This window comes from Pseudaeromonas paramecii (genome assembly GCF_039540575.1).
In the GTDB taxonomy this organism is placed as follows: Bacteria; Pseudomonadota; Gammaproteobacteria; order Enterobacterales; family Aeromonadaceae; genus Pseudaeromonas; species Pseudaeromonas paramecii.
This window is the reverse complement of sequence record NZ_BAABFC010000001.1, coordinates 387,013-412,161: the sequence shown is the minus strand read 5'-3', so window position 1 is coordinate 412,161 and position 25,149 is coordinate 387,013. Positions and strand designations below refer to the sequence as shown.

Genomic DNA, 25,149 nt, shown 5'->3' with positions numbered 1-25,149 from the left:
CTCCATGAGTGGTTGTGCAGCATGACTGCAGCCGTGGCGTAGGTTGAACCGGATCAATTTACGTATCTTAAGAATCTGGCAATCTGGGTTTCTTTCGGAGACGGATCCACAATGAACCTTTGCGACCTACCTGAGGAAGAACAAGCGCTCATCGAGACTGACAAGGCGGCAGCCTATGCCGTGTGGAAGGAGCGAAAGGGCGACCACGCCAAGGCGGAAGAGGACCTCAAGACCATCCCAGAGCCGCTGCATGCGACCTTTCTCGATGCAGTGAAGAAGTACCGCAGCAAGTAACCAAGGAAGAGATATGGCCGAAAGGATTGGCTATGCCGTTTACAGCGAGTTTGAGCGCGGCTATCTGGTGAACACATCACCAAGCATATACCTGTGGGATCCTTCTGCAGCGATCCTCTACGAGACCCCCGCTAAAGCCTGGGCCTCTGCCAACCGTCGGGAGTCAGGTTACGCCGTGGCGGTTGCAATCGTTCGGGAAGGGGACGGCTCCCTGCAGCATGAAGAGCTGGCCATCCCCATGCGGGCAAAGCCAGGCACATGGATAGTCACTTTGCTTAGCCCCACTTCGTTTAAACAGCCTCACTACATCACCACCGTCAACCGCGACGGGAAAGGCTACAAGCTGTCCATTGCCCGCCATGACGCGAGAGGCTTTAGCCATGAGCAGGCCAAGGAGCTTGCGGCATCCCTCCAGGGAAAGAAGGGCATCAATGCGAGCATTGAGCTCATGGTTGAAGAGGACGCCTGAGATGATTGCCAGCAAGTTCCGGACAGTCATTGCAGCAGCTCTGTTGAGCTCATCGGCCAGCGCGATCACCTTTGATGCCAAGGTGGTTGATGTCACCGACGGCGATACAGTGAAGGTGGTCACCGGTGAGACCTGCACCGAGGGCAAGAACTGTCGCGCTGGCCTGGTCCAGTACCGGATCCGACTGGCGGAAATCGACGCTCCGGAGCGCAAACAACCCTATGGCACCAAGTCCAAGCAGGCGCTGCTGGGCATGGTCGGCGGCAAGCAGGTCAAGGTAGAGCAGACTGACATCGACCGCTATGGCCGAATAGTGGCCCAGCTCTATGCCGGCCAGCTGTGGGTGAACGGTGAGATGGTCAAGACCGGCAATGCCTGGGTCTATCCCCAGTATGCCAAGACACAGGCGCTGTTCCAGATGCAGGATGAGGCCAAGAAGCAGCAGCAGGGGCTGTGGTCATTGCCTGAAGGTGAGCGGGTCGAGCCGTGGAAATGGCGCAAGGCACACTGAACACCCTGTTGAAATAACCACCTGACAGCGTTAGGATTTACCCACCATGGCCGGAGTCTCTACAGACCCCGGCCTTTTCTTTTTCCGGCCCGCCATCGTGCGGGCTTTTTCATTTCTGCGGGGGAGCGGATGCCTGAGAAGGATCCACAGAGTTACTCGCTGCTGGCCTACCTGGCATTCGGCGGACTGAGCGTATGGGGAGGACTTGTGGCCTACATACGAACCATCAAGGCAACCGGAAAGCCTTTCCAACTGGTGGATGCGCTGCTGCAGGTGATTGTGTCTGGATTTGCCGGAATGCTCACCATGCTGTTGTGCTGGTACATCACAGCTCCACTACCGCTGTGTGGGTTCATGGCTGGAATGGCTGGTCTCATGGGCTCCAAAGCCCTGGATATTTACGAGCGCCGGGCGGCCGGCATCATGCGCGGAGGGAAAGGCAATGGAACGTTGGATTGAACTGGCCCGCAGCTTCATCGGGCTGCATGAGGTGAAGGGCCGGGAGCACAACCCGGAGATCCTGCAGATGTGGAAGGACATCAAGCGCGGCGGCATCAAGGACGACGAGACGCCCTGGTGTGCTGCCTTCGTGGGGGCCATGTTGGAGCGGGCGGGCATCAAGTCCAGCCGCTTCGAGGGGGCCCGCAGCTATTCCTCCTGGGGGGAGAAGCTGGCAGAACCAGCCGACGGCTGCGTGGTGGTGTTCTCCCGGGATGGCGGCGGCCACGTTGGGTTTGTCGTCGGCCAGGATAGCGCCGGCAACCTGCTCGTCCTTGGGGGGAACCAGTCCGATGCCGTGAACGTGAAGGCCTTCCCCCGTTCCCGGGTTACCGCCTACCGCTGGCCGGCTGGCGTCCCCATGCCCATCGGCACCCTGCCGGTTCGGGCCCCCGCTGAGTTTTCCAAATCCGAGGCCTGAGCGCTCGCCCAGCCTGCCATCCGCCGGGGGACCGGCACACATCACCAAGGAGATACACCATGGACCTGATGACCATCGTCACCGGCCTCACCGTTGCTGTGCCCGCAGTAATCGGTGCGGCCTCCCTCATCGTGCAGGGCATCGCCCAGATCACCAAGATCACCCCGTCCACCAAGGACGACGAGATCGTGGGTAAGGTGGAAGCCTTCATCGCGGGTGCCCAGCGCATCTTCGATAAGCTGGCCCTCAACCTCCCGGCAGCAAAGGCCCGCCAGTAATGGACGGCCTGCTCAAACTGCTGGACCTGCTGGCGTCCCTCCTGGGGCGCTGGCTACAGCAGGAGCGGAAGAAGGAGATACAGGATGCCCATGACCAGAACCACGCCGACCCACAAGGCCGGTTTGCTGCTCGCTTCGGCCCTGCTGCTGGCAGCCTGCCAGGGAGCCGTGAGCCAAGCCAGCAATTGCCCACCTCCGCGCCCAAGCCTGGTGTGGACGGCGGGGAGTGATGGCGGGGTCTGTGTGTCCCGGGAGTCCACGGCTGACCTACTGGATTACTTGGACGCCCTGGAGCGGTGTGAGCAGTAGAGCAGATGGCAAAGACAAACTGGCAAGCGGTCGCCGAGCAGTATGAGCGCGACCGCATCAAGACAGGCATCAGCGCCAAGGAGTGGTGTGAGCAGCGTGGCATCAACTACGCCTCCGCGCGTCGCTACCTGAAAAGCCGTGGGCAATCACCCGACGAGTCCGCAACTTTTCAAGCAGCTGCGCAATCTGCGCAAAAGAAAGTGCGCAAAAGTGCGCAAAAAGGGGCATCTGCGCAAAGTGGCGGGAATGCGCAAAAGCGCAAAACAGGTAAGGCGTTGCGCAAATCAGGTGAGGAGCCGCAAACAGGAGTCAGTGAAATCGTGAAGCCCAAAGGGCGCGATGAGGCTGGCAGGTTCCTGGCTGGCGAGTACGAAGGCAACCCGAATCCACCAAGGAACCGAGTCGTCCCCGGCAACCAACTCCCAGTAACCCACGGCGGCTATGCCCGCTATTTCAGCGACCAGTCAGCATTTGATGGCGTTGACGAGTTGGGCTTGCAGGACGAGCTGAGACTTTGCCGGGCCCGAGTCATATCGGTTACCAAGGCGCTGAATGACCTGGCTGTACTGCTCGATAGTGCCACTGCTCCAGACGAGAAGGCGACCATCTACGGCCAGATCCTCAGAGCTGACGAGGCGCTGCAGAGGAACATCAGCCGTGTTGAGTCCATCGAGCGCACCCTCAGCGGCCTGCGCATCGACGCCCTGACGGCCCCCAAGATTGAGGCTGACACAGACCGGATCCGTGCTGCGGCCCGCAAGCTCACCGCCGAGGCCAACAAGCTGGAGCGGGATGAAGGCGGGGATGCGACGCCCATCAGCGAAATGGTGGCCGAGCTGCAGGATATGGGCACCGGCGGGCTGATGAGCGGCGGCTGAGTCTGGTATTCTAGGCCGTCAATTTCAGGGAGTGATGATGATGGCGGATGCTGAAAAAATAATAGAAAGTATTATGAAAGAGCCAATGGCACTTGAGCCAACCGATTATGAAGAGCGTATAAGACGTAATTTGCTCGTGATTTCTACTTTGTCGAACATGGCTTGGGCATTTGGTGCTCAACCGTCAGGCCACTTGGAAATATGGGGTCTTTCATTTGAACATTTAGACATAAATGCAATATTGTTTACGGCACTATTGATAACTTTATATCAGCTAACTCATTACGTATGGGTTTTGAGTAATAAGCTAATGTATTGGCGGGTTCGTTTGACTGGTGTAACCCTTCCGGCAAGAAGAGGATCAGTGGCAAGAGCCACTTCTTCAGAGTTAAGTGACTTAGCTGATTTTGGTGGTGATGAAAAGAATTCTAATTTATATGTTTGGATGATTGAGAGGGCTCCTGCATATCATAACTTCATTAATACGTTAAATGTGAGTCGCGACTTCATTTCTACGCTAAATGAGATATTGGAGAGGTCAAAGCCTACTGCAGAGTCAGCGGTTTTAGAGAAATTAAATACAATAGAAAAATCAACTGAGAGGCTTATTTCTGAAATAAACTGCATAAGGATTAATAGATCGCTGCATAGATTTGATCGATGGTTTGACTTCATGATTAAAAGTCAGTCGGCTCGGTGGTTTGTGTTGGACCTGTTCCTCCCGTTAGTTCTAGGTGTAGTCGCCATAATTGGTTTATTGTGTATGATATTTGGTGGCTACGGTCTTTCTGGTAGTCAGGTGTTTTTTGACCTATTCAATCACTCATTAATATAGTTCTCAAAGTAGTACCAACCAACCCGCTTCGGCGGGTTTTTTATTGCCCGGAGAAAACCATGAACGAAGAAGTGAAAAGCGTAATTGAGGCGGCCAGCTGTGAAGACGGCGGCTTGGTGCACATCAGTAACGTGATGGACCGGTACCAGTGCCACAAGCAGGTGCAGGCTGCCGTGATCGTGGCAGCTGACTACGACCAGGAGCTGGGCGCCTTGCTGACCATCGCTTGCCCGAGCGAGCCTAGCCTGGAGCTGCCCTACTTGGCGCCGGAGGACATGCTGGCCCGCTACAAGCCGGAGGCTGGTGATTACCTGGTGCTGTATGCCGACGGCTATGTGTCTATTAGCCCCAAGCTGGCCTTTGAGCAGGGTTACACCACGCTGGGCACTGATGTGACTGCCATCGCCAAGAAGTGTCATGAGATGAACCGCGCCTACTGCCAGGCCATGGGTGACGATTCGCAACTCCCCTGGACTGAGGCGCCGGAGTGGCAGCGGCAATCCGCCGTGAACGGTGTGCTCTTCCACATCGAGCACCCAGAGGCTGGGCCGGATGCCTCGCACAACAGCTGGATGGACGAGAAGCTGGCTGACGGGTGGGAGTACGGGCCAATCAAGGATCCCGAGCTCAAGCGGCATCCCTGCATCGTGCCCTTCACATCGCTGCCGAAGGAGCAACAGGCCAAGGACTCGCTGTTCAAGGCGGTGGTCGATCTGGAGCTTGGACGGATCTGACCCTGCGCCATGACCGAAACAACCAACCTCACCGCGATGACCGAACAGGAGCAGCGCGAGTACATCCGTGCGCGCCTGTCGGACAAGTGGTGGCGGATGAACAACCTCTACCAGATAGAGAACGAGCAGGGGCAGCTGGTCAGGTTCCGGCTCCGACCGGCCCAGGAGCTGCTGTTCCGCTGCATGTGGTTCCTGAACATCATCCTCAAGGCCCGGCAGCTAGGATTCTCCACGGCCATCGATATCTACCTGCTGGATGAGGCGCTGTTCAATAAGAACATCAAGTGCGGGATCATCGCCCAGGACAGGAGCGCCGCCGGGGAAATCTACCGAACCAAGATAGAGGTGCCCTTCGATAACCTGCCGGCCTGGCTGCGGGCTGAGTTTCCCACGGCAGCCAGACGGGGAGGGGCTAACGGCGGCTACATTCTGTTCCGGCACGGCTCCAGCATCCAGGTGGCCACCTCATTTCGTTCTGGCACCGTGCAGCGCCTGCATGTGTCCGAGCATGGGAAGATCTGCGCTAAGTATCCGGAGAAGGCCAAGGAGGTCCGAACCGGTACGCTCAACGCCATCCACCCGGGGTGCGTCGCCTTCATCGAAAGCACAGCGGAAGGTGTCGGCGGAGACTTCCACGGCATGAGCATGAAGGCCATGGAGCTGGCCAAGGCCCAGACTGAGCTATCCAAGATGGACTGGAAGTTCCACTTCTTCGCCTGGTGGCAGGATCCCAAGTATCACGCTGACGTGCCGATGTCAGGCCTGACCGCCAGCAAGACACAGCTGGAATATTTCGCCGCGGTAGAGAAGGCCATGGGCTGCACCATCACCGACGAGCAGCGCCAGTGGTACGTGAACAAGGAAGCCGAGCAGGGCGCCGAGATGAAGCAGGAGTTTCCCAGCACGCCGCTGGAAGCCTTCCTCACCTCTGGCCGGCGCGTCTTCGACCCCATCCATACCATGGCCGCCGAGGGAGATTGCCTGCCGCCGTTGCTGGTCTACGACATGGATCCCGTGACTGGCAGCCGGGAGAAGGCCCGCAAGCCGGAGAAGCTGGACGAGCAGGGGATCCGCTCGCTGGAAAACATGCTGCTGGTCTGGGAGCTGCCCGACGAGGACGAGGACTATGCCGTCGGCGTGGACGTGGCCGAGGGCCTGGAGCATGGCGACCGCGCCAGCATCGATGTGGTGGCCCGTTCGGACGGCCGGCAGGTGGCACACTGGTACGGGCATCTCGACCCCGGGCTGCTGGCCCAGCTGGTTGCTCACATAGGCAAGTGGTACGGCACCGACGAGTACGGACCGGCCTTTGTCGGCCCAGAACGCAACAACCATGGCCACGCCCTGCTGCTCAAACTCCGCGACCACTACCCGGTCAGCCGCATCTATGCCGAGGAATATCTGGATCGCGACGACGATGACGAGACACCGCGCCTGGGCTGGCTCACCACCCGGCAGAGCAAGCCGGTGCTGGTCGATGGCCTCAAGACCCTGCTGCGTGGCGGCGTGTCCGGGATCCGCTGGATCGGTACCATTTCCGAAGCCACCACCTACGTCTACGACAAGAGCGGCAGCATGAATGCCCAGGTCGGCTGCTACGACGACCAACTGATGAGCTACATGATCGCCCAGGAGATGCGCGCCCGCATGCCTGCTCGCCCCGTCAAGTCAGATCTCAAACGCACCCCCAAACATTGGATGGCCCACTGATATGGCAAAGAAATTCGACTCCCTGCAGTTGCTCGACCTCATGGGCGACATCAACGGCCAGCCCGACTGGCGCAGCCTGGCCAACCGTGCCTGTGCCTACTACGACGGCGACCAGCTCAATCCCGGCGTGGTGGAAGTGCTCAAGGCCCGCGGCCAGCCGCTGACCATCCACAACCTGATCGCCCCCACTATCGACGGGGTACTGGGGATGGAGGCCAAGAGCCGCACCGACTTGATGGTGATCGCCGATGACCACGACGACGAGATCGAGCAACTGGCCGAGGCCGTCAATGCCGAGTACGCCGACATGTGCCGGCTTGGTGGACTGGACCGGGCCCGCGGCGATGCCTACGCCGAGCAGATCAAGGCCGGCTTAGGCTGGGTGGAAGTGCGCCGGCTGGGTGACCCCTTCGGCCCGCGTTACAAATTCTCCCGGGTGCCCAGGGATGAGGTGTATTGGGACTGGCACAGCCGCGAACTGGACTTGAGCGATTGCCGTTGGGTGATGCGCCGTCGCTGGGTCGATCTGGATGAGGCCAAGACCCTGTTCCCTAGCAAGGCCGAGATCCTGGACTACAGCATCAACAGCTGGACTGGTTTCGCTTCGGTGGATGCAGTGGAGGGGATGAGCCCCAACCTGGTCAGCGCCTTTGATGAGTGGCAGTCCTGGGATCGTAAGCAGATCGAGTGGTGCAGTCAGCGCCGCGACCGGGTGCTGCTGCAGGTGATCTACTATCGCACCTTCGACACCAAGCAGGTACTGGTGCTGGCCTCCGGGCGCATGGTGACCTTCGACAAGAATAACCAGCTGCACCGTGCCGCCGTCGGCCTGGGCAAGGCCATGGTACAGAAGATGCCGGTATCGACCATCCGGGAAGCCTGGTTTGCCGGCCCGCACTTCCTGGCTGACCGGGAATGCTCCGCCCCCCATGGCATGTATCCGCTTGTTCCGTTCTGGGGCTACCGCAAGGATGCCACCAACGAACCCTATGGCCTGATTGCCAGGGCCATGCCGGCGCAGGACGAGATCAACTTCCGCCGCATCAAGCTGACCTGGTTGCTGCAGGCCAAGCGGGTGATCATGGACAAGGACGCCACCAACATGAGCCGCGAGCAGGTGCTGGATGAAGTGGAGCGGGCTGATGGTCTGATCGAGCTGAACCAGGACCGCCGCAACAAGAACAGCATCAGTGAGGCCTTCCAGGTACAGCAGGACTTCAACATTGCCCAGCAGCAGTTCCAGGTGATGCAGGACAGCGTGAAGCTGGTGCAGGACACCATGGGGGTTTATGCCGCCTTCCTGGGCCAGGGGCAAACCGGTCAATCCGGCGTGGCCATCAGCAACCTGGTGGAGCAGGGCGCGACGACACTCTCCGAGATCAACGACAACTACCGCATGGGCTGTCAGCTGGTCGGGCAGCTGGCCCTGGGCTACCTGCTGGAGGACATGGCCGGCAAGCGTGACTACAAGGTCACCATCAACCGTGACGACAAGCGTAAGCGCAAGGCGGTGGTGCTCAATGTGGCGACCGAGGATGGCACCATCAGCAACGATGTGACCCGGTTGCGCGCCCATATCGCCCTGGCCCCCATCCAGCAGACCAGCGCCTACAAGCAGCAGTTGGCCGAACGCATGGTCAACGCCATGAGCAGGCTGCCGCCGCAGGCCCAGGCCGCATGCTTTGACCTGTTGGTTGAGCTGATGGATGTGCCGAATAAGCACGAGTTTACCGAGCGGATCCGCAATGCCATGGGCATCCAGAAGCAGCCGGATGAAATGACGCCAGAAGAGCAGCAGGCGGCCCAGCAGCAGGCGCAGATGCAGAAGGCCCAGCAGGATCTGGCGATGCGTGAGCTGCAGGCCAAGGTGGCTGAGCTAGAAGCCAAGGCGGCCAAGTGGCAGGCAGATGCCCAGCGGGTGGCCAAGCAAACTGACTCCGCTCGCTTCGATGATGCCCTCAAGCAGGCCCAGACCGGCAAGACTTTGCAGGAGATGGAGCGACTGGCCGCCGAGCAGCAGAACCTGCAGACCGAGCAGGCAGCGTTGCAGGCGCAGTTGCTGGAGCAAATCCAAGGGCAGATCGATGCAATCCAGCTCTAAGGTGTTGATTTAATCGACTGCCAGCGTTAGGATTTTCCCATCCTAGCCCTAGTCTACCGACTGGGGCTTTTTCATTTCCGAACCCGGCCATTGCGCCGGGTTTTTTGTTGGAGATCACGCTATGACCATCAAGCTGATCAAGCAGGCCACTGCAGATGTGACGTCTGACGCCTGGCCAATTGATGCCGACAAGGCTAACCGCTCCTTTATGGCCAGCGGTGCAACCGCAACGGTGACGGTCCAGGTGTCTACTGATGGCCAAGCATGGATGGACTTCTGCGAGCTGACCCCAACCGAGGCTGCAGCGGATGGCTATGCCGATGTGTGCCCATGGCCTTATGTGCGCGCCGTGGCCACTGTCACCTCTGGCAATCTTAACGTCAGTGTGGGGTGCTGACATGGGTCAGCTGATAAACAGTCGTCTGTCAGCCCGCCGAGGGCGAGGGCAAGTGTCATTGTCAGGTAACCGGGTGGTTGGTGAGTCGCTGGCTGTTGAGGCTATGGCTGGTTTCATCATCACTGCAGTGCAGTGGATGCGTGACGGCGTGGCCATCGCCGGGGAAACAGGCATGAGCTACCAGCTTACAGTTGCAGATGAGGGATCTATCGTTTACCCGTTGGTGACGGGATACAGCCCTGTGTCTGCGCCTGTGCCTAATTCTGGCGTGATCCAGCAAGAGCTAGTGCCATTCTCCATTGGTACACTGGATTTTGCCATGGCTTCGCTTGATGCAAATCCATACGGAACTGCCTATCTGTCACACGCCGAGAGGATGTTTGAATACGACGGCGAAACCGTAGACGTTATCTGCGACGCCTCAAGTGGGGCTGATATGTCCTATTGGCACACAAATGTGTTGCCCAATATTCTTGCAAGAACGGCAACGCCTGATTTAGTTGTTTCTCTTGCCAACCCGCTAGGTAATGACACTTCTAACGCCGTTGCCCAGTATGGGCGAGCTGATGCTGCACCAGTAAGCCACTGGACTAATGCGATGTCTCTGCTAGCGGATGGGGTTGCACAGCTCAAGGCGGCGGGGTTTAAAGTGATTGTTGGTAATACGTCGTACCGCAATTACGGTCTGGATAACTCATGTCGCACGGACGAGGATAAAGGGGCCCAGTATGCCAATCGGATTTATCTTGAACCCTGGATAAAGGCCAACCTGCCGGAATGCTGGAATATAGCGGCAGACCGGCCAATGCTAGATCACTACAACTACACTTGGAATATCGCCGACTGGGCTGTGCTACCCGGGGACGGTGTTCACCACACTGAAATAGGGAAGTCTGCAATTCGTAGATATAACTACGAAATCATCACAGCAATGTCCAGAGGTGATATTCCGGTTGTCATTGAGAAACGTACTTGGCCTGATGTTGGACTTCCATCAAGCGACATCGCTGAGACTATTTTTGGCATAGGTGGCTCATCTACCTTGAATAGCCTGCCGACAAATATCAACAAGGGCCTGATCACAGCTAGTGCGGTGATTAACACATTAGTGGCATTCCCTGCTCAATGCGTAGATACCTCTGGACAGTCATCACCAGTTAAGCCGAGGGCTTATGGTTGGTATGGCTACAACTCAAACGGTAGAGGCAATACTGGAGATGCGACCACATCTCTGACAAACAATTTTTTGCTCAAAGGTCTCGCCTTTATAGACAACAACTTCGCGAGAAACGTAGGGGTGATAGAGCTGGGCGGCCTTACTCCGTTCGGTCGCTATAAAGTGCGGTATCAGGCGTCCGCCTCAGTGAGCGCGACAGTAGGCGACAAGGTTTCCCGAGTACGCTGCAATAGCTGGGCGACGTATCAGGATCATGTGTCCGATGAGGCCGATCCTTCAGCGTTCCTTGAGTTCACGGCACATGCAGATGCCCTTGGGTATATTTATCTTCTGGTAACCCTAGCCGATGGTGCGACACTGGCGTATGTGTCTGGCGTGTCAGTAGCATCAGTTAGCTAAGCTGTCATAACGCCCCAGGCCAAGCCTGGGGGCTGTTTACTTAGCAACCATGTCCATCCGCACCAACAACCAACCCGCTTCGGCGGGTTTTTTTGTTCCCAGCCCACGCCGGATTGCTGATTCAACGAGTCGGCAACCCCGCTTGGGCAGCGATACAACCCACTGAGAAACAACGAGGACTATATGGGCATTGACATCAACAACCTGACCGGTAGCGAAACCCTGGAAGAACTGGAGGCTGCGCTGGAAGCTGTCGAGCTTGAAGAAGACGGCGGTGAAGGCAAGGCCACCTACCTGGAGAAAACGGACGTAGAACAATCCGCGCCGTCGGCGGACGAAGGGAAGGCCAGCGACCAGGGCAACGAGCAGGAAGGGGAAGGCAAGGCGATTGCGTCAAAGGATGGCAAACACCAGATCCCCTACGAAGTGCTGGAGCAATCTCGCAACGAGGCCAAGGCTTGGCGTGAGCGGGCCCAGCAACTGGAGGGGCTGGCAGCAGAGCGCGACAAGCTGCAGGCGATGCTCGATGAGCATGGCATCAAGCCTGACGCCGATGTGAGCAAGCTCGATCTGGAAGCCATCGAGCAGCTGGCGGACGACTACCCTGAGCTGGGCAAGCTGCTGGGCCCTATGGCTCGCAAGCTGGAACAGCTGGAGAAGGCCACCACCGGCCAGGTCAAGCAGCCTGATCCGCAGGCGCACCCGGTAGAGACTGCCTTGCAGGCGGTACCCGACCTGGCTGCGTGGCGGGAAGGCGATCAAGACCGTTTCGCCTTTGCGATCCATGTTGATGAACAGCTCAAGTCCGACCCGGCCTGGACTGACAAGCCCCTGGCAGACCGCTTTGCCGAGGCGGCGCGTCGCACCAAGGCGGCCTTTGGTGATGCAGTTGAGCAGGCGCCCGCGCCAGCCAGCGGCAAAGAGACCAAGGCACCCGCCAAGGCGGACCGCCTCCCTGATAGCCCGTCTGCCTTGGGCCAGTCTTTCAAGGCCACCACCGAGGAAGATCGCTACGCCAGCATGAGCCAAGAAGAACTGATGTCCCACATGGGCTCCATGAGCCCGGCACAGATCGAGGCCATGCTGGCTAAGTTCGACATCTAACCCCATCCCAGTAATTCCGACCGAACCCGCCTTGTGCGGGTTTTGTCGTTTTTGGAGAGACCAATATGACTCAAGTGACCTCTGCCCAGGCCAACAAAATCCTGCAGGCAGCCCTGTTCACCGAGGCGCAACGCGCCGACTCCCTGGTCAACGTGCTGACCGACAACGCGCCCAAGGAGGCGGCAGTGGTCGGTGGCGGCAAGCAGACCAGCCATACCGCGCCCGTGGTGCGGGTAACCGACCTGCAGAAGACTGCCGGTGACGAAGTGGATATGCAGATCGTCCACAACCTGTCCGGCCGTCCGACCATGGGTGACAAGAAGCTGACCGGTCGCCTGGAAAGCCTGACCTTCTCCGACTTCTCCCTGAAGATCAACCAGGCCCGCCATGGTGTGGATGCCGGCGGCAAGATGAGCCAGAAGCGCACCAAGCATGACCTGCGCAAGACCGCCCGCACCCTGTTGGCCGATGGCTACTATGGCCGCCTGCTGGATCAGGTGGGCATGACCCAGCTGGCCGGCGCCCGCGGCGATTTCATGGCGGAAGACATCATCCTGCCGCTGGCCAGTGATGATGAGTTTGCCGAGATCATGATCAATGACATCGCGGCGCCGAGTTATGACCGCCACTTCTTCGGCGGTGATGCGACCACCTTTGAAGGCTTGGACAGCGCCGACCTGTTCAACCTGGGGGCCGTGGACAACCTGGCGCTGGCCATTGATGAGATGACCAACCCGCTGCAGCCGATCAAGCTGGCTGGCGACAAGATGGGCGGTGAGCCTCTCTACCTGCTGATGGTCACTCCGCGTCAGTGGAATGACTTCTACACCAGCACCGCTGGCAACGACTGGAAGCAACTGCTGGCCTCCGTGTCCGAGCGTAAGGCCGGCTGGGATCACCCCATCTTCCGTGGTCAGTGCGCCATGTGGCGCAACATCCTGGTGCGCCAGTATAAGGGCATGCCGATCCGCTTCAATGCCGGATCCACCGTCAATGCCTGCGTGGCTAACTCGGCCACCGGCCAGGAAACCCAGGTGACCGCCGGTACTACCATCGACCGCGCCGTGCTGCTGGGCGCCCAGGCCCTGGCCAACGGCTTCGGGAATGGCGTAGAAGGAGGCACCTTCAGCATGCACGAAGAGAAAGTGGATCATGGTAATGGCACCGAGATATCCATCAAGTGGGTTAGTGGCCTGAAGAAGATCCGCTTCAAGCAGAAGAACGGCAACGTCCAGGATCACGGTGTTATCGCGCTGGATACCGCCATAACTCTTCCAAAGTAATCCCCGGTGATGCCGGGGAAACCCGGCTCCCTTTCTGTCCTACTGAATAAGGAGCCACTCATGGCTATTGCAAAGACCGTGGCCTTCACTGGCCGCCGCTGGTTTGTCGGCAGCTTCGGCAACCTGTCTATTTCTCCCAAGCAAGTCGTCACCCTGGCCGCCGTCGCCGCCGGTGATTCCGTGGCGTTCGGCGACAAGCTGCCGGCTGGCATCAAGATCGTCGGCCTCAAGCTCAAGACTGGCGCCCTTGGTGCCAGCACTACGCTGACCATCAAGGCCGGCGAGACCGCGCTGGTTTCCGCTGTCAGTACCGTGTCTGCGGTTCACTCGATCTTACCGGTGGATGACGTGTTGCTGACCGATGACACCGACCTGAGCCTGGTGATTGGTGGCGGCGCTGCGACCGGTGATGTGGCCTTCGCGCTGCTGTACGAGGTGGTCGGCACCCTGTAAGGGGCTGACTTAACAAGGCCGGCCATGTGCCGGCTTTCTTTTTGACACCACAAGGACAATCCCCATGGCTGAGACCATCGATATTGTTTACATCGGCACCAAGCCTGTGAAGAAGGACACCATTACCGGATCCCGTCTGCAGTTCCCGCGCATGACCCCCATCCCGGTACCCGCTGACATTGTGCCGATGCTGCTTGATCACCCCACTGTCTGGCGCAAGGCTGCCGACATGGCCACCGTAAAGCAGGAACAGGAGGCCGCAGCCAAGCAGGCCGCCGAGGAAGCTGCCCGGCTTGAAGCCGAAGAGGCTGCCCGCCGTGAGGCGGAAAACTTCCTCATCGAGGGGATCGGTGACCTGGGCAAGATGACCAGCCCGCAACTGGCCACTCTCTGTGAAGCCCATGAGTTGGGCATCAAGAAAGAAGCGCAGGAATCCGTGCCTGATTTCAAAGTTCGCGTGCGTGATGCCATCAAGGCCAAGTTGGCCCAGGCCGGGGCCTAATCCATGGAGCTGGTAGATCGAGATCTGTTTCTGCCTGCCCTGCGCCAGCAGATCACCGGCCCTCTGGAGATCACGATGGGGGAGGCCATCACGACCGCCTCTATCGCCTTCTGTCGAGAGTCCGGCCTGCTGGCACTGGATCGCACTGTCGCGGCGCCGGCAGCTGGCTCATTGCTGGCGGTCTGTGATCAAGAAGGCATGACAGCTTGTGATCTGCTCTACCTGACCACGGCAGAGGATGGCGAGCCGCTCAAGAGCGGAGCGGACTACTTCGCGATCAGCCCAAACCAGGTGAGTGTCCTGACTGATCTACCTGATGTGCGTCTGTGGTATGTGGCTGCCCCGGTTTTGGCCGCCGAGCAACTGCCGGCCCAGCTGCTGGCAGACCACGCCGATACCATCTGCCATGGTGCCGCGGCCATCCTGTATGCCCAGCCAGACCGACCCTGGACCGACCCAGGGCGGGCCAAGTTCCATCAAGCCGCTTTTGTGGAAGGGTTCCGCGATGCCGGGCGCTTCCGGCGCAACCATGCCGCCCCCACTCAAACGGACTTTTCCAACCCGGTGCGCTCGCACACGTTCATCTGAGGTTTGATCCATGGCTACCATAACTGTCGCCTCTATCCTGGGGCGTGCGAACACGCTGCTCAATGACAAGACGTGGACTCGCTGGACCAAGCAGGAGTTGCTCGACTACTACAACGACGCCACCCGGGCTATCGTGCTGGTGCGTCCAGATGCTCACACCAAGAACGTGGCATTCACCTGCGTCGCCGGCACTAAGCAGGTGCTGCCTGCTGATGCCCTGCGCCTGATTGAAGTGCTGCGCAATGCCAGTGGCCGGGTGATCAACTTCACTGAGCGCAAGGCGCTCGATGACAGTTACCCTGACTGGCACAGCACCAACACTGCCACCCGGGTTGAGGCGTACACCTACGACGACCGGGATCCCAAGACCTTCTACCTGTATCCCGGCCCGGCGGCGAATGTCAGCATTGATATCGTGTACTCGGTGGCGCCCCAGGCGAAGCTGCTTGCCGACGTGGAAGACGACACGAACCCCGCTATCGCAGATCTGGACGACATCTACATCAACCCGCTGATCGACTTCATCCTGTATCGGGCCTTCTCCAAGGATGCTGAATACGCCGCCAACTCGAACCGTGCATCCGGGCACTACCAGGCCTATCTGCAGCAACTTGGTGAGAAAACCCAGGTCGATGCGAACCTGGAGCAGCGCCGCGAGCAGGGCTTTAACCGAGTCACCGGGCGGTAAGGGGTAGGGCATGGCAGGAACTTGGATCCGCGTTGGCACAGTATCTGTCACGCAAAACAGCAAGAAAGTGACTGGTTCTGGAACTACCTGGGCCAGTACCGCAAGCAACAAGCCAGCCAAGGGCCATACCTTCTGGGGGCCTGATGGGGCAGCCTATGAGGTGGATTACGTTGAGTCGGATACCGTGCTGTATCTGGCAGACACCTACCTTGGCGCTACGGCCAGTGGGCAGGCGTACCGGATAGACAACACACGAGATGGTACTACGCCAGCGTTGTCCCGCAAGGTGTCGGAGTTCTACGCCTACATGGGCGGCTATATTGATGCGCTTGGCGCGATTGTTAGCGGAGCAGGCGATGTCACTTTCACTGCCCCGGATGGTCAGCAGGTAACCGTACCTTCTTTGTCCAGCATGCTGAGCAAATCCGGCAACCTGGCCGGCCTGGGCAACGTGGCCACCGCCCGCCGCAACCTAGGGATCTCGGCCTTTGCCGATACCCTGCTGGATGATGCGGATGCGGCGGCCATGCGGACTACGTTGGGCATCGGATCGCAGTCAAAATTCATTGAAGCCGGTTTTTCGGATTTTAACTCTGTGGACTTTGTGCCGTATGTGGCCAAGGTGGACATACGGTGTGCATCAGGATATGCGCCGGCCAATAGACCTGATGCCTCGATCAACTATTGGATTATTCGCAGCGTTGGCTCACCCATTGGATCTGGTGCCGCCAGATACCAGCAAACAGCCACTGACATTGTTACCGGGAGGGTGTTTTATCGGTATGTCTACACGGTAGATTCCGGCGCCACGTATGTTTTTGACTCATGGTATGAGGCCATCTCTCAGCGGAATATGCCATATGAGGTTGGTTCATTTACGCCTACTATTTTGGGTGGGACGACAGTCGGCGTCGGGACGTATTCATCACAGGTTGGGCGTTATACCAGGATAGGAAACAGAGTTTTTTTTGATCTGCAATTGGTCTGGTCTGCGCACACAGGAACAGGGGCGTTAGACATTGGTGGACTGCCCTTCACGTCATCGGCAAATGCGATATATCCAACGTTTCATGTGTCATCGCAGAACCTTTCATATTCAGGATCTGTCATTGCGTTAATTCGGCCATCCACCTCCAGGTTCTCACTGTTCTATGAGAGTCAGCAGGCGCTGCGTGCTGCGTTACAAATTGATTCATCAGCTGAAATCCGCTTGTCTGGTGTCTATGAAATCTAAGGGGTAATGATGTCTCTATCAGAAGAAAAGGCTTTAGTATCTGTCGAGGTGTTGCCGACCAGTAACGCCATCAATGTTCGCTGGGAAAACCAGATCCTTCGGGATGGTGAGATCATCAGCACGGAGAATGTCCGCCGTGCCTATGGCCGTTACGAGCGCGAGGCATTCCTGGCGGATGTGCCGAACGGTGCGGCTTATGCTGATGCGGCAGGACTGGAGCCTGTGGCCAATGCGCCCAGTGCAGAACCGGCAGCTTAGGCCTGGCTTGCTCTGCATATATCCTCGCGTTAGGATTTCCCCATCATGCCCGCTCTCTCAAGCGGGCTTTTTTATGCCCATCGGATAGCCAATGCCCACCATCGACATCGTTACCATGCGAGGAGAGACGCCCCGCGTGGCGCCTCATCTATTGCCGAATGAAGTGGCCACACTAGCCCGTGACTGCCTGTTTGACCGTGGCACCCTGCAACCGCTCAATGATGACCTGGCTATGGGTGTGACACTGCCCATTACTCCAAAGACTCTGTTTCGCTACACGGACAATTTCTGGTTTGCCTGGGCTGTTGAGGTGGAAGCAATTCGCTCGCCCATCGCACAGGACAGCTATGGCCGGGTCTATTACACCGACGGTGACTATCCCAAGGTGACCACAGCTGACATCGCCACAGGAGGCGCAACCAAACCGACGGCCTGGTACCGGCTTGGCGTGTCGGCACCGACATCAGCCATTCAGATAGGCGAGATCACACCGCCTGATGGTGCTACTGATGACGATGCCACCGACGATGAGACCCGCTACTACGTCCATACCTATGTCACGGCCAGTGGCGAGGAAGGGCCGCCGAGCGATGCCAGCACCGAGGTGACCATCACCATTCCAGACTCTACGGTTACCCTGGGGCTGCCGGCAGTGGATGCCAACGACCGCAACATCACGTCTCGCCGGATCTACCGTTCTGTCACCAGTGACGACTCAGCAGACTACCTGTTCGTCGCCGAGGTGCCGATCGCCCAGGCATCCTATGTGGACAGTAAGGCCAGTGACGAGTTGGCCGGCTCCCTGGAGACCTACGATTACCTGCCGCCGCCGGACAACATGCGTGGGCTGTGCCTGATGGCCAACGGCATTGCCTGTGGCTTTGCCGGCAACGAGCTGCTGTTCTCCGGTGCCTATCTTCCCTATGCCTGGCCCGAGGCGAACCGCCTTACCACTGAGCATGAGATTGTGGCCATTGCAGCCACCGGCGCCGCCCTGGTGGTGGGCACCGAGGGTTACCCGTACCTGTGCCAGGGGGTGAGCCCGTCCGCGATTACCAGCACCAAGATCGAGCTTCAGCAGGCCTGCATCAGCCGGCGCTCCATGGTCTCCGTGGACGGCCTGGTTCTGTATGCCAGCCCTGACGGCCTGGTTGGCGTGTCCACTTCGGGCGCCAACCTTGTGACGGTCCAGATCATCACCCCGAGCCAGTGGCAGGTAATGAACCCAGAGACACTGAGGGCGTGGTGCCATGAGGGAAAATACATAGGCATCACCGATACCCATGCCTTCATGTACGACCCGGCCAGCGGAGACTTCCGCCAGATGTCAAACCGCTGGGATGCGGCCTATGAGGATCTGCTTACGGACTCCCTCTATGTGGCGCACGGCACTCAGCTATCCCGCTGGCGCGGTGACAGCGAGGCCAGCGTCAACTACACCTGGCGCTCCAAGGTGTTCACCTTCACTGAGGCGGCCATGAGCTGTGCCAAGGTGAGTCGGGGTGACGGTGATCTGACCTTCCGCTTGTACTTGGATGGTGAGCTGGTTCTTGATCTGGATGATGTGCCGACGGGAGCTTTCCGTCTGCCGAGCCTGCGGGGCAACAAGTGGCAGGTGGAGGTATCCGGGCTGGCGGAGGTTGAGCGCATTCAGGTGGCAACCAGCATGGCGGAGATCCAGTAATGGCCGGCAGCAAGGCGGGGTACCGGGCTGGGCGTGATGTAGCGGCCCAGGCCGAGAACATTGAGCTGCTGACCGGGCAACGCGGCGACAGGTTGGACAAGGCCATCACTTACCGGGATCTGGCTGACATTGGCCTGATCACCTTGAGAAAGGCGGCCAATAAGACCTACTACGGTGAAGCCGCCCCGGGCGTGCTGCCTGACGACACTATCGACCGGCCGTCAGCGCCGACCGGCGTTATCGCCAATGGCGCCTTCCATACCATCCTGGTGGAGTGGGACAAGCCGGCCTATAACGGCCACGCCTACGCTGAGGTGTGGCGGGCAGAGGAAGACAACCGGGCAATGGCGGTGATGGTTGGAGTGACTGCCGCCAACCTGTATTCGGATGCCATTGGTGGCGGGGCCGCTGTCTTCTACTGGGTGCGGTTCGTCAATCGCAACAACATCGTTGGCCCGTTCAATGCGATGGCCGGCACCTATGCCGAAACCAGCCGGGATGTGCAGGACATACTGAACGAGCTGGAGGGCAAGATTGCCGCCAGCCACTTGGTCGCGGAGCTACTGGCACCCATCCAAGCCGTTCCACAACTCCAGATCAACCTGACTGCGCTGAATACCGCGCTTGACCAGACGGCGGCAGACCTGGCCGCTCTGGATGCGCGAGAGGCTCAGGTGAATGACTTGCTTCAAAGCGCACAGGATAATCTTGGCAATAACTACCTGTCGGTTGTGACCATTCAGGAGCAGCTGCGTCAGAAGATCGACCAGTACCAAGGGGACTTTGCGAGCTTTCGCGACGCGGTTTTTGCCGTGGATCCGACGACTGGCGAGATCACCATGGATGCCGTCAACGCGGTTAGGTCAGAGTTGGGTGCGGAGATCACAGCAGTATCGAATCATCTGGATGCCATCGAGGCCATCGTCAACACCTGTGTCACCAGGGCGGAGTTGGCCGGGGATCTGGAGCGGATCACATCAGTCGAGCAGACCATCGACGGCATCAATGCGACGCTGGCGCTGACCGCTACCAAGTCCGAACTGACGGCTGTCAGCGATACCGTCAGTCAGGTGTCTCAAACCCTGGACGCAACCAATGTCACCTTGTCCCAGAAAGCGGGCCAATCACAGGTGGACGAGCAGGGGAGCCGCCTCACCGCCGCCGAGCAACAGATCAGCGCCAACACGACTGCCACTGAGGCGAACGCACAGCTTATCTCGCAGGTGAAGGCGCAGCTTGAGCAGGCTGACAGCACCATTGCTTCCAGCATCACAAGTCTGGAACAGGCTATCGCCACGCAGGATGCTGCCACCGCACAGCGCTTGACTGCGCTGGAGACGACCACAAGCAGCCAATCAGCTCAGCTGACAGAGCTGCAGCAGGTGATCAGTGGTGATGGGCAGAGCCTGGCCAATAAGTTTGAGAACATCCAGGCCAGCCTGGTGCTCGCCGGAGAGTCATCACTGGAGTCTACCTTGGCTAGCGCCGAGGCAGACCGGCAGGCTCGGGCGGTATCAGGGCAGATCCGCCAGGAGCAATCCGTTCTGGTCACTGAGCAGGCGGCCCAGGCCAAGACCATTCTGGAGCTGACAGCAACCTTTCAGAGTTACAGCGCCGAGCTGACGGCCCAGATTTCGACCGTGCAGACGACCCTAAGCAATGCCGATCAGGCGTTGGCGCAAAGAGTTGATCAGGTGGAGTCAGCCTATCAGGCCGCAGATAGCACCACCAACGCTAGCTTGGCCACCCTGCAGCAGACAGTGGCTGATGGCGATAGCGCGCTGTCCCAGCAGATCAGCGGCATGGACGTAGCCTACAAAGCTGCTGATGCCACCAACGCCGCCGCCATCGCCTCAGAGCAAACCGCCAGAGTCAGTGCCGATCAGGCGCTGTCCACCTCGATCTCGCAGTTGGACTCTGCCTACAGGGCCGCCGATGCGACGCTGACTAGCCGGGTGGCAACGGAGGAAACGACGCGGGCCAGTGCGGATTCCAGCCTTTCTACCAGAATTGACCAGGTGACTGCCGGCTACCAATCAGCAGATAGCAACCTGCAGGGGCAGATCACCAGTGAGGCGAGCAGTCGAGCTACCGCCGACCAGGCATTGAGCAGCCAGATCTCTACTGTGCAGGCCCAGGCAAACAGCACTTCCGCTACAGTGCAAACCCAGAGTCAGGCCATTGCCAATCTGCAGAATGGCGCGGAGGCCATGTGGACGGCCAAAGCCAGTGCTAGTGGAATCACTGCCGGGATTGGCTTGGTGGCCAAGTCCGACGGCACCAGCCAAGTGGCCATTTCTGCCAGTCAGGTGTTTGTGTTCAACCCCAACAGCCCGAACACACTGTCACCGCTTTTTGCCATCGATAATGACCAAGTGATCATGGCCCAAGCCATCATCGAGAAGGCGACCATTCAGATCCTGAATGCCCAGACGATCACCGCCGACTTCGTCAAGGCCGGTGTAAGCCTGTCAGCCCCAGTGATCAACGGCGGCCAGATCACCATCGGCAGTAATTTTCTGGTTACATCGGCTGGGGTTATGACGGCTTGGAGTGCCACGCTGCGTTATGTGACCAGTCTGTATGGCACATTCAGATATGCCACCATCGACCAAGCGACCATCACAAATTGCACCATTACGGAAGACTGTGATGTGAAGGGGACGATCTATGCGGAGCGCATAGTCGGTGGGGTGTATTCACAGCGTAACTACACATCAGACAGCAATGCAGACATAAACGGAGGCGAGGGTTCGGCATCTGCCTGGTATACCGCCAAGACAATCAACGTTACCCGGGGCATGGCTGTTGCCAGAACCCTAGATATTGAGGGTGGCTTTGGACATTACGAAGTCACGACAGGTTATGTTACCGGCAATATCCCCGTTTTATTTTCAGCAAGCATGAAAATCGGTGTGCGGCTTGTACGCGATGGCTCAGTTGTCGTCGAACAAGGCACCTATGAGCAGGCGTTATCTGCACAGGTAAGCCCAGGTGGCAATGCCGTATTCAGCGGTAGTTTTGGCAAAGAAGGCAAATTTACTGTCCCTGGTGATGGAAAAACTCATTACTACCAGCTGCAATACCGGCGCGAGTTATATGGGTTAGTTGTTAGCTCAGGGCCTAACGCCACGCTGATGATGGGTTCCGATAGCGATGATGAAGTCGCTGTCGCCATGTATATCGAATCAGGCGATCTTGCATGAGCCCCATAGACAAAATAGCTGCCCAATGCGGTGAGCCAGACCTGCTGCAACGCATCAGCGACGCCTGCCATAACAAGCAGGCGTTTTTGTTTCTGCGCGGGACCGCCGGCTGTGTGTTGCGGCCGCTGGTTGAGGATGGAGTGGTGGGTGTGCTGGTGTGGGCGGCCTGGAGCTGTGAGCAGGGAGGCATGGACACCTACACCGGCTTTATTCAGCAACGGGCCAGGGAGATAGGGGCGCGTTGGATCAGGTTCCACACGGTAAGGCCTGGGTTCAAGCGGGTGTCCAGCAAGTACGGCTGGCAGCGCCAGGCCGATGACGCGCAGGGGCGCATGGTTTTTCAGATGACACTTTGAGGTGAGTATGGGTGGTGGAGGCAATGAGATTGAGGAAACCAGTGCCGAGAAAGCGGCAGCTGGCGTCGCCAATGAGCAATGGGATCTCTACAAGAACGAGCTGTCGCAGTACGAGGACCAGTTCATGGAGAAGGTGGACGACCTCAACAGTGAGCAGAAATACAACGACCTAGCTGGTGACACCAATCTGGCTTATCAGCAGGCATTTACCCAGGCGCGCAGCAACACGGTGGACAGCTTGGCATCTGCTGGTGTGGATCCAACCAGCGGCAAGTACAAGGCCACCATGGATGGACTGACCGAACAGCAGATCGGCAAGCAGATCGACACAACCAACCGGGTTCAGACAGACCAGGCCAACAAGTATGTGGCGGGCCTGCAGGACGTGGTGAGCATGGGCGCGGGACAGAAGGCCGAGGCCTTATCAGGTTATGACTCCATTGCTACCAACGCCCAGAAGCAGGCGATCAGTGATGCCAGCACAGCGCAGAGCAATGCGTCAGCAACTGCTGGTGCTGTCGGTGCTGTTGGCGGCGCAGGGCTCAGCTACTACATGAATAAGCCAAGCAGCACGACTGATACCTGGCAGCCATCCAACAAGAAGCCGTTCACCGGCTCATTCGGCTAAGGAGTCAACATGGGACAGGCCTCTGATACCTACGCGCAGATAATCCGTGAGCAGTATGACGACTGGAAAACCCGCTTCTACCCAAAGCAGCAACAGCTCATGGATCTCGCTGATAGCGATAGCCTGATGACGGCTCAGCTTGCTCGGGCTGACGAGAACTCGGCCAATGCCGTGAACAATGCCCAGGTGGCCCAGAACAACCAGATGGCTCGAATGGGGGTGAGCACGGCGACCGACACCAACGACAACAGCCTGGGGCTCAAGTCTGCCCTGGCCACGGCCAGCGCTAAAAACGGGATCCGCTCTGCGGCAGATGAGCGGAATACCAACATCCTGAGCGGGGCTTCGTACTCGCTAAAAAGCGCTGTCAACGACAGCTTGTAAGGGGGAGATATGGGTTACGGACTGATTGATATTGGAGCTCAGACGCGGCAGCAAGCGATGAAAGGCATGCAGGCTTCTGCCGATCGAGAGCAGGTGCGTGAGTCGGCGAATGACCAACTGAAGGCACAAAAGAAGCAGACCACTATGGGGGCTGTTGGAACAGGGGCTGCGGTGGGTTCTTATTTTGGGCCTTGGGGAACAGTAGCTGGTGCTGCCATTGGGTTCCTGGCATCAGAGTTATTCTAAGGAGCAAACGATGAGCGGAATTGGCGGATTGGCCGAAGGCTTCCTGGCCGGCTTCAACACCATGAATAACTACCAACGTGGTCAGAAGGCGGACGAACGGGCCGACAAGGAGTTGAGCCTGCGGGATGCCCAGTGGCAGAACATTCTGGATCGGCAAAAGGTAGCTGACCAGCGCTATACCGATGAGACAGCTTATCGGCAAGGCCGTGACAACAAGGCGGATCAGCAGTGGCAACAGACCTTTGATCAGAACAAGGAGACCACCAAGGCACAGCTGGGTATCTCCAAGGGGCATTTGGCTCTGTCGCAGGCACAGAACACGCGCCAGCAGCAGCTGCATGATCTGACTCTGGAGCAGTACAAGCGCAAGGAGTGGGAAAGTGAAAGCATGCCGCTGATCCAAAGCGCTTATAGCAAGCTCCAGGAGGGGCAGCCGCTGACGCCTGATGAGATAGCTGTATTCGACTCGCCATACGGAAAGCGCTATGACCCATCACGGGTGTTTGGCGACCCGAAGTTCGGAGAGGCAATAACCTCCACCATGCAGAAAATGGTGCAGCTTGGCCGGGATCCTGAAGTAGGGAAGATGGACATGCCCACCTTGGCCAAGACCATCAACACGCCAGACACCCAGCAGGCGCTGTCTTACCTGCTGCGCAACCGGCTTGAAGATGGCATAGGGACTGCAACGCCGAATGGCGTAGTGTCAGGCTATGGTGCGCCGTCGCTGGTACCAACTGGTCGCGGTACTTTTGTCATCGAGGCGCCGGTCACCTACATCGCCCAGGACGGCACCGAGGTGACCAAGGTTGCTCCCATCACTCAGGGCCGCAGCGGTGACAACGGGGCTCAGGTCATGGAGTTTTCTGCCCAGCGGCTGGCTCAGTGGATTGGCTCTGGCTACCAGGCCTACAAGGGCTACCAGGAGAACCCTGGCGCTTTCAACGCCTTCAAGCAGAGCCTTGGCTTGGCCGAGGGGGCTGACTATAAGGGCTATCGGAGTCAGGTGGTTAAGTTGCAGGCAGAAGAGAACAAGGCCATAGACCAGATCCGCCGAGATGGTTCGCTCACGCCGGAACAGCAGGCAAGTGCGATTCAGGCGGAGCGGGAAGCCACTGAACAACAGGTCTATGGACTGGCCGATGTCTTCGGGATCCCGCGAGCCAAGCAAGGCGGCACCGACACCATGAAGGCCTTTGTGGATGGCGATCCGATCAAGGCTCAATTCGTCGCGCAGCTCAGCGCCAACGCGCCTAAGTCTCAGGTCGATAAGTTGGCTAGAGATCCTGAGCAGTTGGCCGTGGCGTACAACCAGTGGCTTCAGCAGGCCAGCGCCGCTAAGACCGAGCAGGACAACCAGGCCCGGCTGGCTGAAATTCAGGGGAGCAGTAACCAGCAGTCAGCCTGGGCCCGCTCGAGCAACCAGCACCCGCGATTGTGAAACGACCACGCCAGCGTTAGGATAGCCCCATAGTGGCCTAATACCGCCACCCCATCACAGACCCCCGCAGGTTCACGCCTGGC

General features: G+C 58.6%; 29 protein-coding genes. All 29 read left to right on the top strand.

Annotated elements, in window-relative coordinates:
• The first annotated feature begins 111 nt into the window (after positions 1-111).
• The 29 genes from ABD847_RS01990 (at position 112) to ABD847_RS01850 (ending at position 25,066) form a co-directional block, all read left to right on the top strand.
• Positions 112-294, top strand: a complete 183-nt coding sequence (locus tag ABD847_RS01990) for a DUF3283 family protein (protein ID WP_345009523.1) — start codon at positions 112-114, stop codon at positions 292-294.
• A 13-nt stretch (positions 295-307) separates the two neighbouring features.
• Positions 308-763, top strand: coding sequence for a hypothetical protein (locus ABD847_RS01985; protein ID WP_345009520.1), 456 nt, complete (start codon positions 308-310; stop codon positions 761-763).
• Between the two features lie 43 nt (positions 764-806).
• Positions 807-1,274, top strand: coding sequence for a thermonuclease family protein (locus ABD847_RS01980; protein ID WP_345009518.1), 468 nt, complete (start codon positions 807-809; stop codon positions 1,272-1,274).
• Between the two features lie 129 nt (positions 1,275-1,403).
• Positions 1,404-1,733: a phage holin family protein gene (locus ABD847_RS01975; protein ID WP_345009517.1), complete on the top strand. Its 330-nt coding sequence runs from the start codon at positions 1,404-1,406 to the stop codon at positions 1,731-1,733.
• Positions 1,717-2,193 (top strand): TIGR02594 family protein, encoded by a 477-nt coding sequence (locus ABD847_RS01970; RefSeq protein WP_345009516.1) that lies wholly within the window; start codon positions 1,717-1,719, stop codon positions 2,191-2,193. Before ABD847_RS01975 ends, ABD847_RS01970 begins: the two co-directional genes overlap by 17 nt.
• A gap of 59 nt (positions 2,194-2,252) precedes the next feature.
• Positions 2,253-2,471 (top strand): hypothetical protein, encoded by a 219-nt coding sequence (locus ABD847_RS01965; protein ID WP_345009514.1) that lies wholly within the window; start codon positions 2,253-2,255, stop codon positions 2,469-2,471.
• Positions 2,471-2,701, top strand: coding sequence for a hypothetical protein (locus tag ABD847_RS01960; RefSeq protein WP_345009512.1), 231 nt, complete (start codon positions 2,471-2,473; stop codon positions 2,699-2,701). Before ABD847_RS01965 ends, ABD847_RS01960 begins: the two co-directional genes overlap by 1 nt.
• A gap of 84 nt (positions 2,702-2,785) precedes the next feature.
• Positions 2,786-3,658, top strand: coding sequence for a terminase (locus ABD847_RS01955; protein WP_345009510.1), 873 nt, complete (start codon positions 2,786-2,788; stop codon positions 3,656-3,658).
• A 37-nt stretch (positions 3,659-3,695) separates the two neighbouring features.
• Positions 3,696-4,493, top strand: coding sequence for a hypothetical protein (locus ABD847_RS01950; RefSeq protein ID WP_345009508.1), 798 nt, complete (start codon positions 3,696-3,698; stop codon positions 4,491-4,493).
• Between the two features lie 59 nt (positions 4,494-4,552).
• A complete protein-coding gene (locus tag ABD847_RS01945) occupies positions 4,553-5,227 on the top strand; it encodes a RyR domain-containing protein (RefSeq protein ID WP_345009506.1) in 675 nt (224 codons plus the stop codon).
• Between the two features lie 9 nt (positions 5,228-5,236).
• Positions 5,237-6,937 (top strand): terminase large subunit, encoded by a 1,701-nt coding sequence (locus ABD847_RS01940; RefSeq protein ID WP_345009504.1) that lies wholly within the window; start codon positions 5,237-5,239, stop codon positions 6,935-6,937.
• Between the two features lies 1 nt (position 6,938).
• Positions 6,939-9,038: a portal protein gene (locus ABD847_RS01935; protein ID WP_345009503.1), complete on the top strand. Its 2,100-nt coding sequence runs from the start codon at positions 6,939-6,941 to the stop codon at positions 9,036-9,038.
• Between the two features lie 121 nt (positions 9,039-9,159).
• Positions 9,160-9,435, top strand: a complete 276-nt coding sequence (locus tag ABD847_RS01930; protein WP_345009502.1) for a hypothetical protein — start codon at positions 9,160-9,162, stop codon at positions 9,433-9,435.
• A 1-nt stretch (position 9,436) separates the two neighbouring features.
• Entirely contained in the window at positions 9,437-11,011 is a 1,575-nt protein-coding gene (locus tag ABD847_RS01925; RefSeq protein WP_345009500.1) for a hypothetical protein, read from the top strand.
• 183 nt (positions 11,012-11,194) lie between these two features.
• Positions 11,195-12,115, top strand: coding sequence for a hypothetical protein (locus ABD847_RS01920; protein WP_345009498.1), 921 nt, complete (start codon positions 11,195-11,197; stop codon positions 12,113-12,115).
• 65 nt (positions 12,116-12,180) lie between these two features.
• Positions 12,181-13,398, top strand: coding sequence for a N4-gp56 family major capsid protein (locus tag ABD847_RS01915; protein WP_345009496.1), 1,218 nt, complete (start codon positions 12,181-12,183; stop codon positions 13,396-13,398).
• Between the two features lie 60 nt (positions 13,399-13,458).
• Positions 13,459-13,851: a hypothetical protein gene (locus tag ABD847_RS01910; RefSeq protein WP_345009494.1), complete on the top strand. Its 393-nt coding sequence runs from the start codon at positions 13,459-13,461 to the stop codon at positions 13,849-13,851.
• Positions 13,852-13,915: 64 nt separating this feature from the next.
• Positions 13,916-14,353: a hypothetical protein gene (locus tag ABD847_RS01905; protein WP_345009492.1), complete on the top strand. Its 438-nt coding sequence runs from the start codon at positions 13,916-13,918 to the stop codon at positions 14,351-14,353.
• 3 nt (positions 14,354-14,356) lie between these two features.
• Positions 14,357-14,941, top strand: a complete 585-nt coding sequence (locus tag ABD847_RS01900; RefSeq protein ID WP_345009490.1) for a hypothetical protein — start codon at positions 14,357-14,359, stop codon at positions 14,939-14,941.
• Between the two features lie 10 nt (positions 14,942-14,951).
• Positions 14,952-15,629, top strand: coding sequence for a phage adaptor protein (locus ABD847_RS01895; RefSeq protein WP_345009487.1), 678 nt, complete (start codon positions 14,952-14,954; stop codon positions 15,627-15,629).
• 10 nt (positions 15,630-15,639) lie between these two features.
• Positions 15,640-16,863 (top strand): hypothetical protein, encoded by a 1,224-nt coding sequence (locus ABD847_RS01890; RefSeq protein WP_345009485.1) that lies wholly within the window; start codon positions 15,640-15,642, stop codon positions 16,861-16,863.
• A 9-nt stretch (positions 16,864-16,872) separates the two neighbouring features.
• Complete coding sequence (locus tag ABD847_RS01885) at positions 16,873-17,121, top strand: hypothetical protein (RefSeq protein WP_345009483.1); 249 nt, start codon at positions 16,873-16,875, stop codon at positions 17,119-17,121.
• Positions 17,122-17,212: 91 nt separating this feature from the next.
• Positions 17,213-18,805, top strand: coding sequence for a hypothetical protein (locus tag ABD847_RS01880; RefSeq protein ID WP_345009481.1), 1,593 nt, complete (start codon positions 17,213-17,215; stop codon positions 18,803-18,805).
• A complete protein-coding gene (locus ABD847_RS01875; RefSeq protein ID WP_345009479.1) occupies positions 18,805-22,011 on the top strand; it encodes a phage tail tip fiber protein in 3,207 nt (1,068 codons plus the stop codon). The genes ABD847_RS01880 and ABD847_RS01875 overlap by 1 nt, the downstream gene beginning before the upstream one ends.
• On the top strand, positions 22,008-22,367 hold the full coding sequence (locus ABD847_RS01870; protein ID WP_345009478.1) for a hypothetical protein: 360 nt from the start codon (positions 22,008-22,010) through the stop codon (positions 22,365-22,367). Before ABD847_RS01875 ends, ABD847_RS01870 begins: the two co-directional genes overlap by 4 nt.
• 7 nt (positions 22,368-22,374) lie before the next feature.
• Positions 22,375-22,995 (top strand): hypothetical protein, encoded by a 621-nt coding sequence (locus ABD847_RS01865; protein ID WP_345009476.1) that lies wholly within the window; start codon positions 22,375-22,377, stop codon positions 22,993-22,995.
• 9 nt (positions 22,996-23,004) lie between these two features.
• Positions 23,005-23,379 (top strand): hypothetical protein, encoded by a 375-nt coding sequence (locus ABD847_RS01860; protein WP_345009475.1) that lies wholly within the window; start codon positions 23,005-23,007, stop codon positions 23,377-23,379.
• A 9-nt stretch (positions 23,380-23,388) separates the two neighbouring features.
• On the top strand, positions 23,389-23,625 hold the full coding sequence (locus tag ABD847_RS01855; RefSeq protein WP_345009473.1) for a bacteriocin: 237 nt from the start codon (positions 23,389-23,391) through the stop codon (positions 23,623-23,625).
• 10 nt (positions 23,626-23,635) lie between these two features.
• Positions 23,636-25,066, top strand: coding sequence for a hypothetical protein (locus ABD847_RS01850; protein WP_345009472.1), 1,431 nt, complete (start codon positions 23,636-23,638; stop codon positions 25,064-25,066).
• Positions 25,067-25,149: the final 83 nt, after the last annotated feature.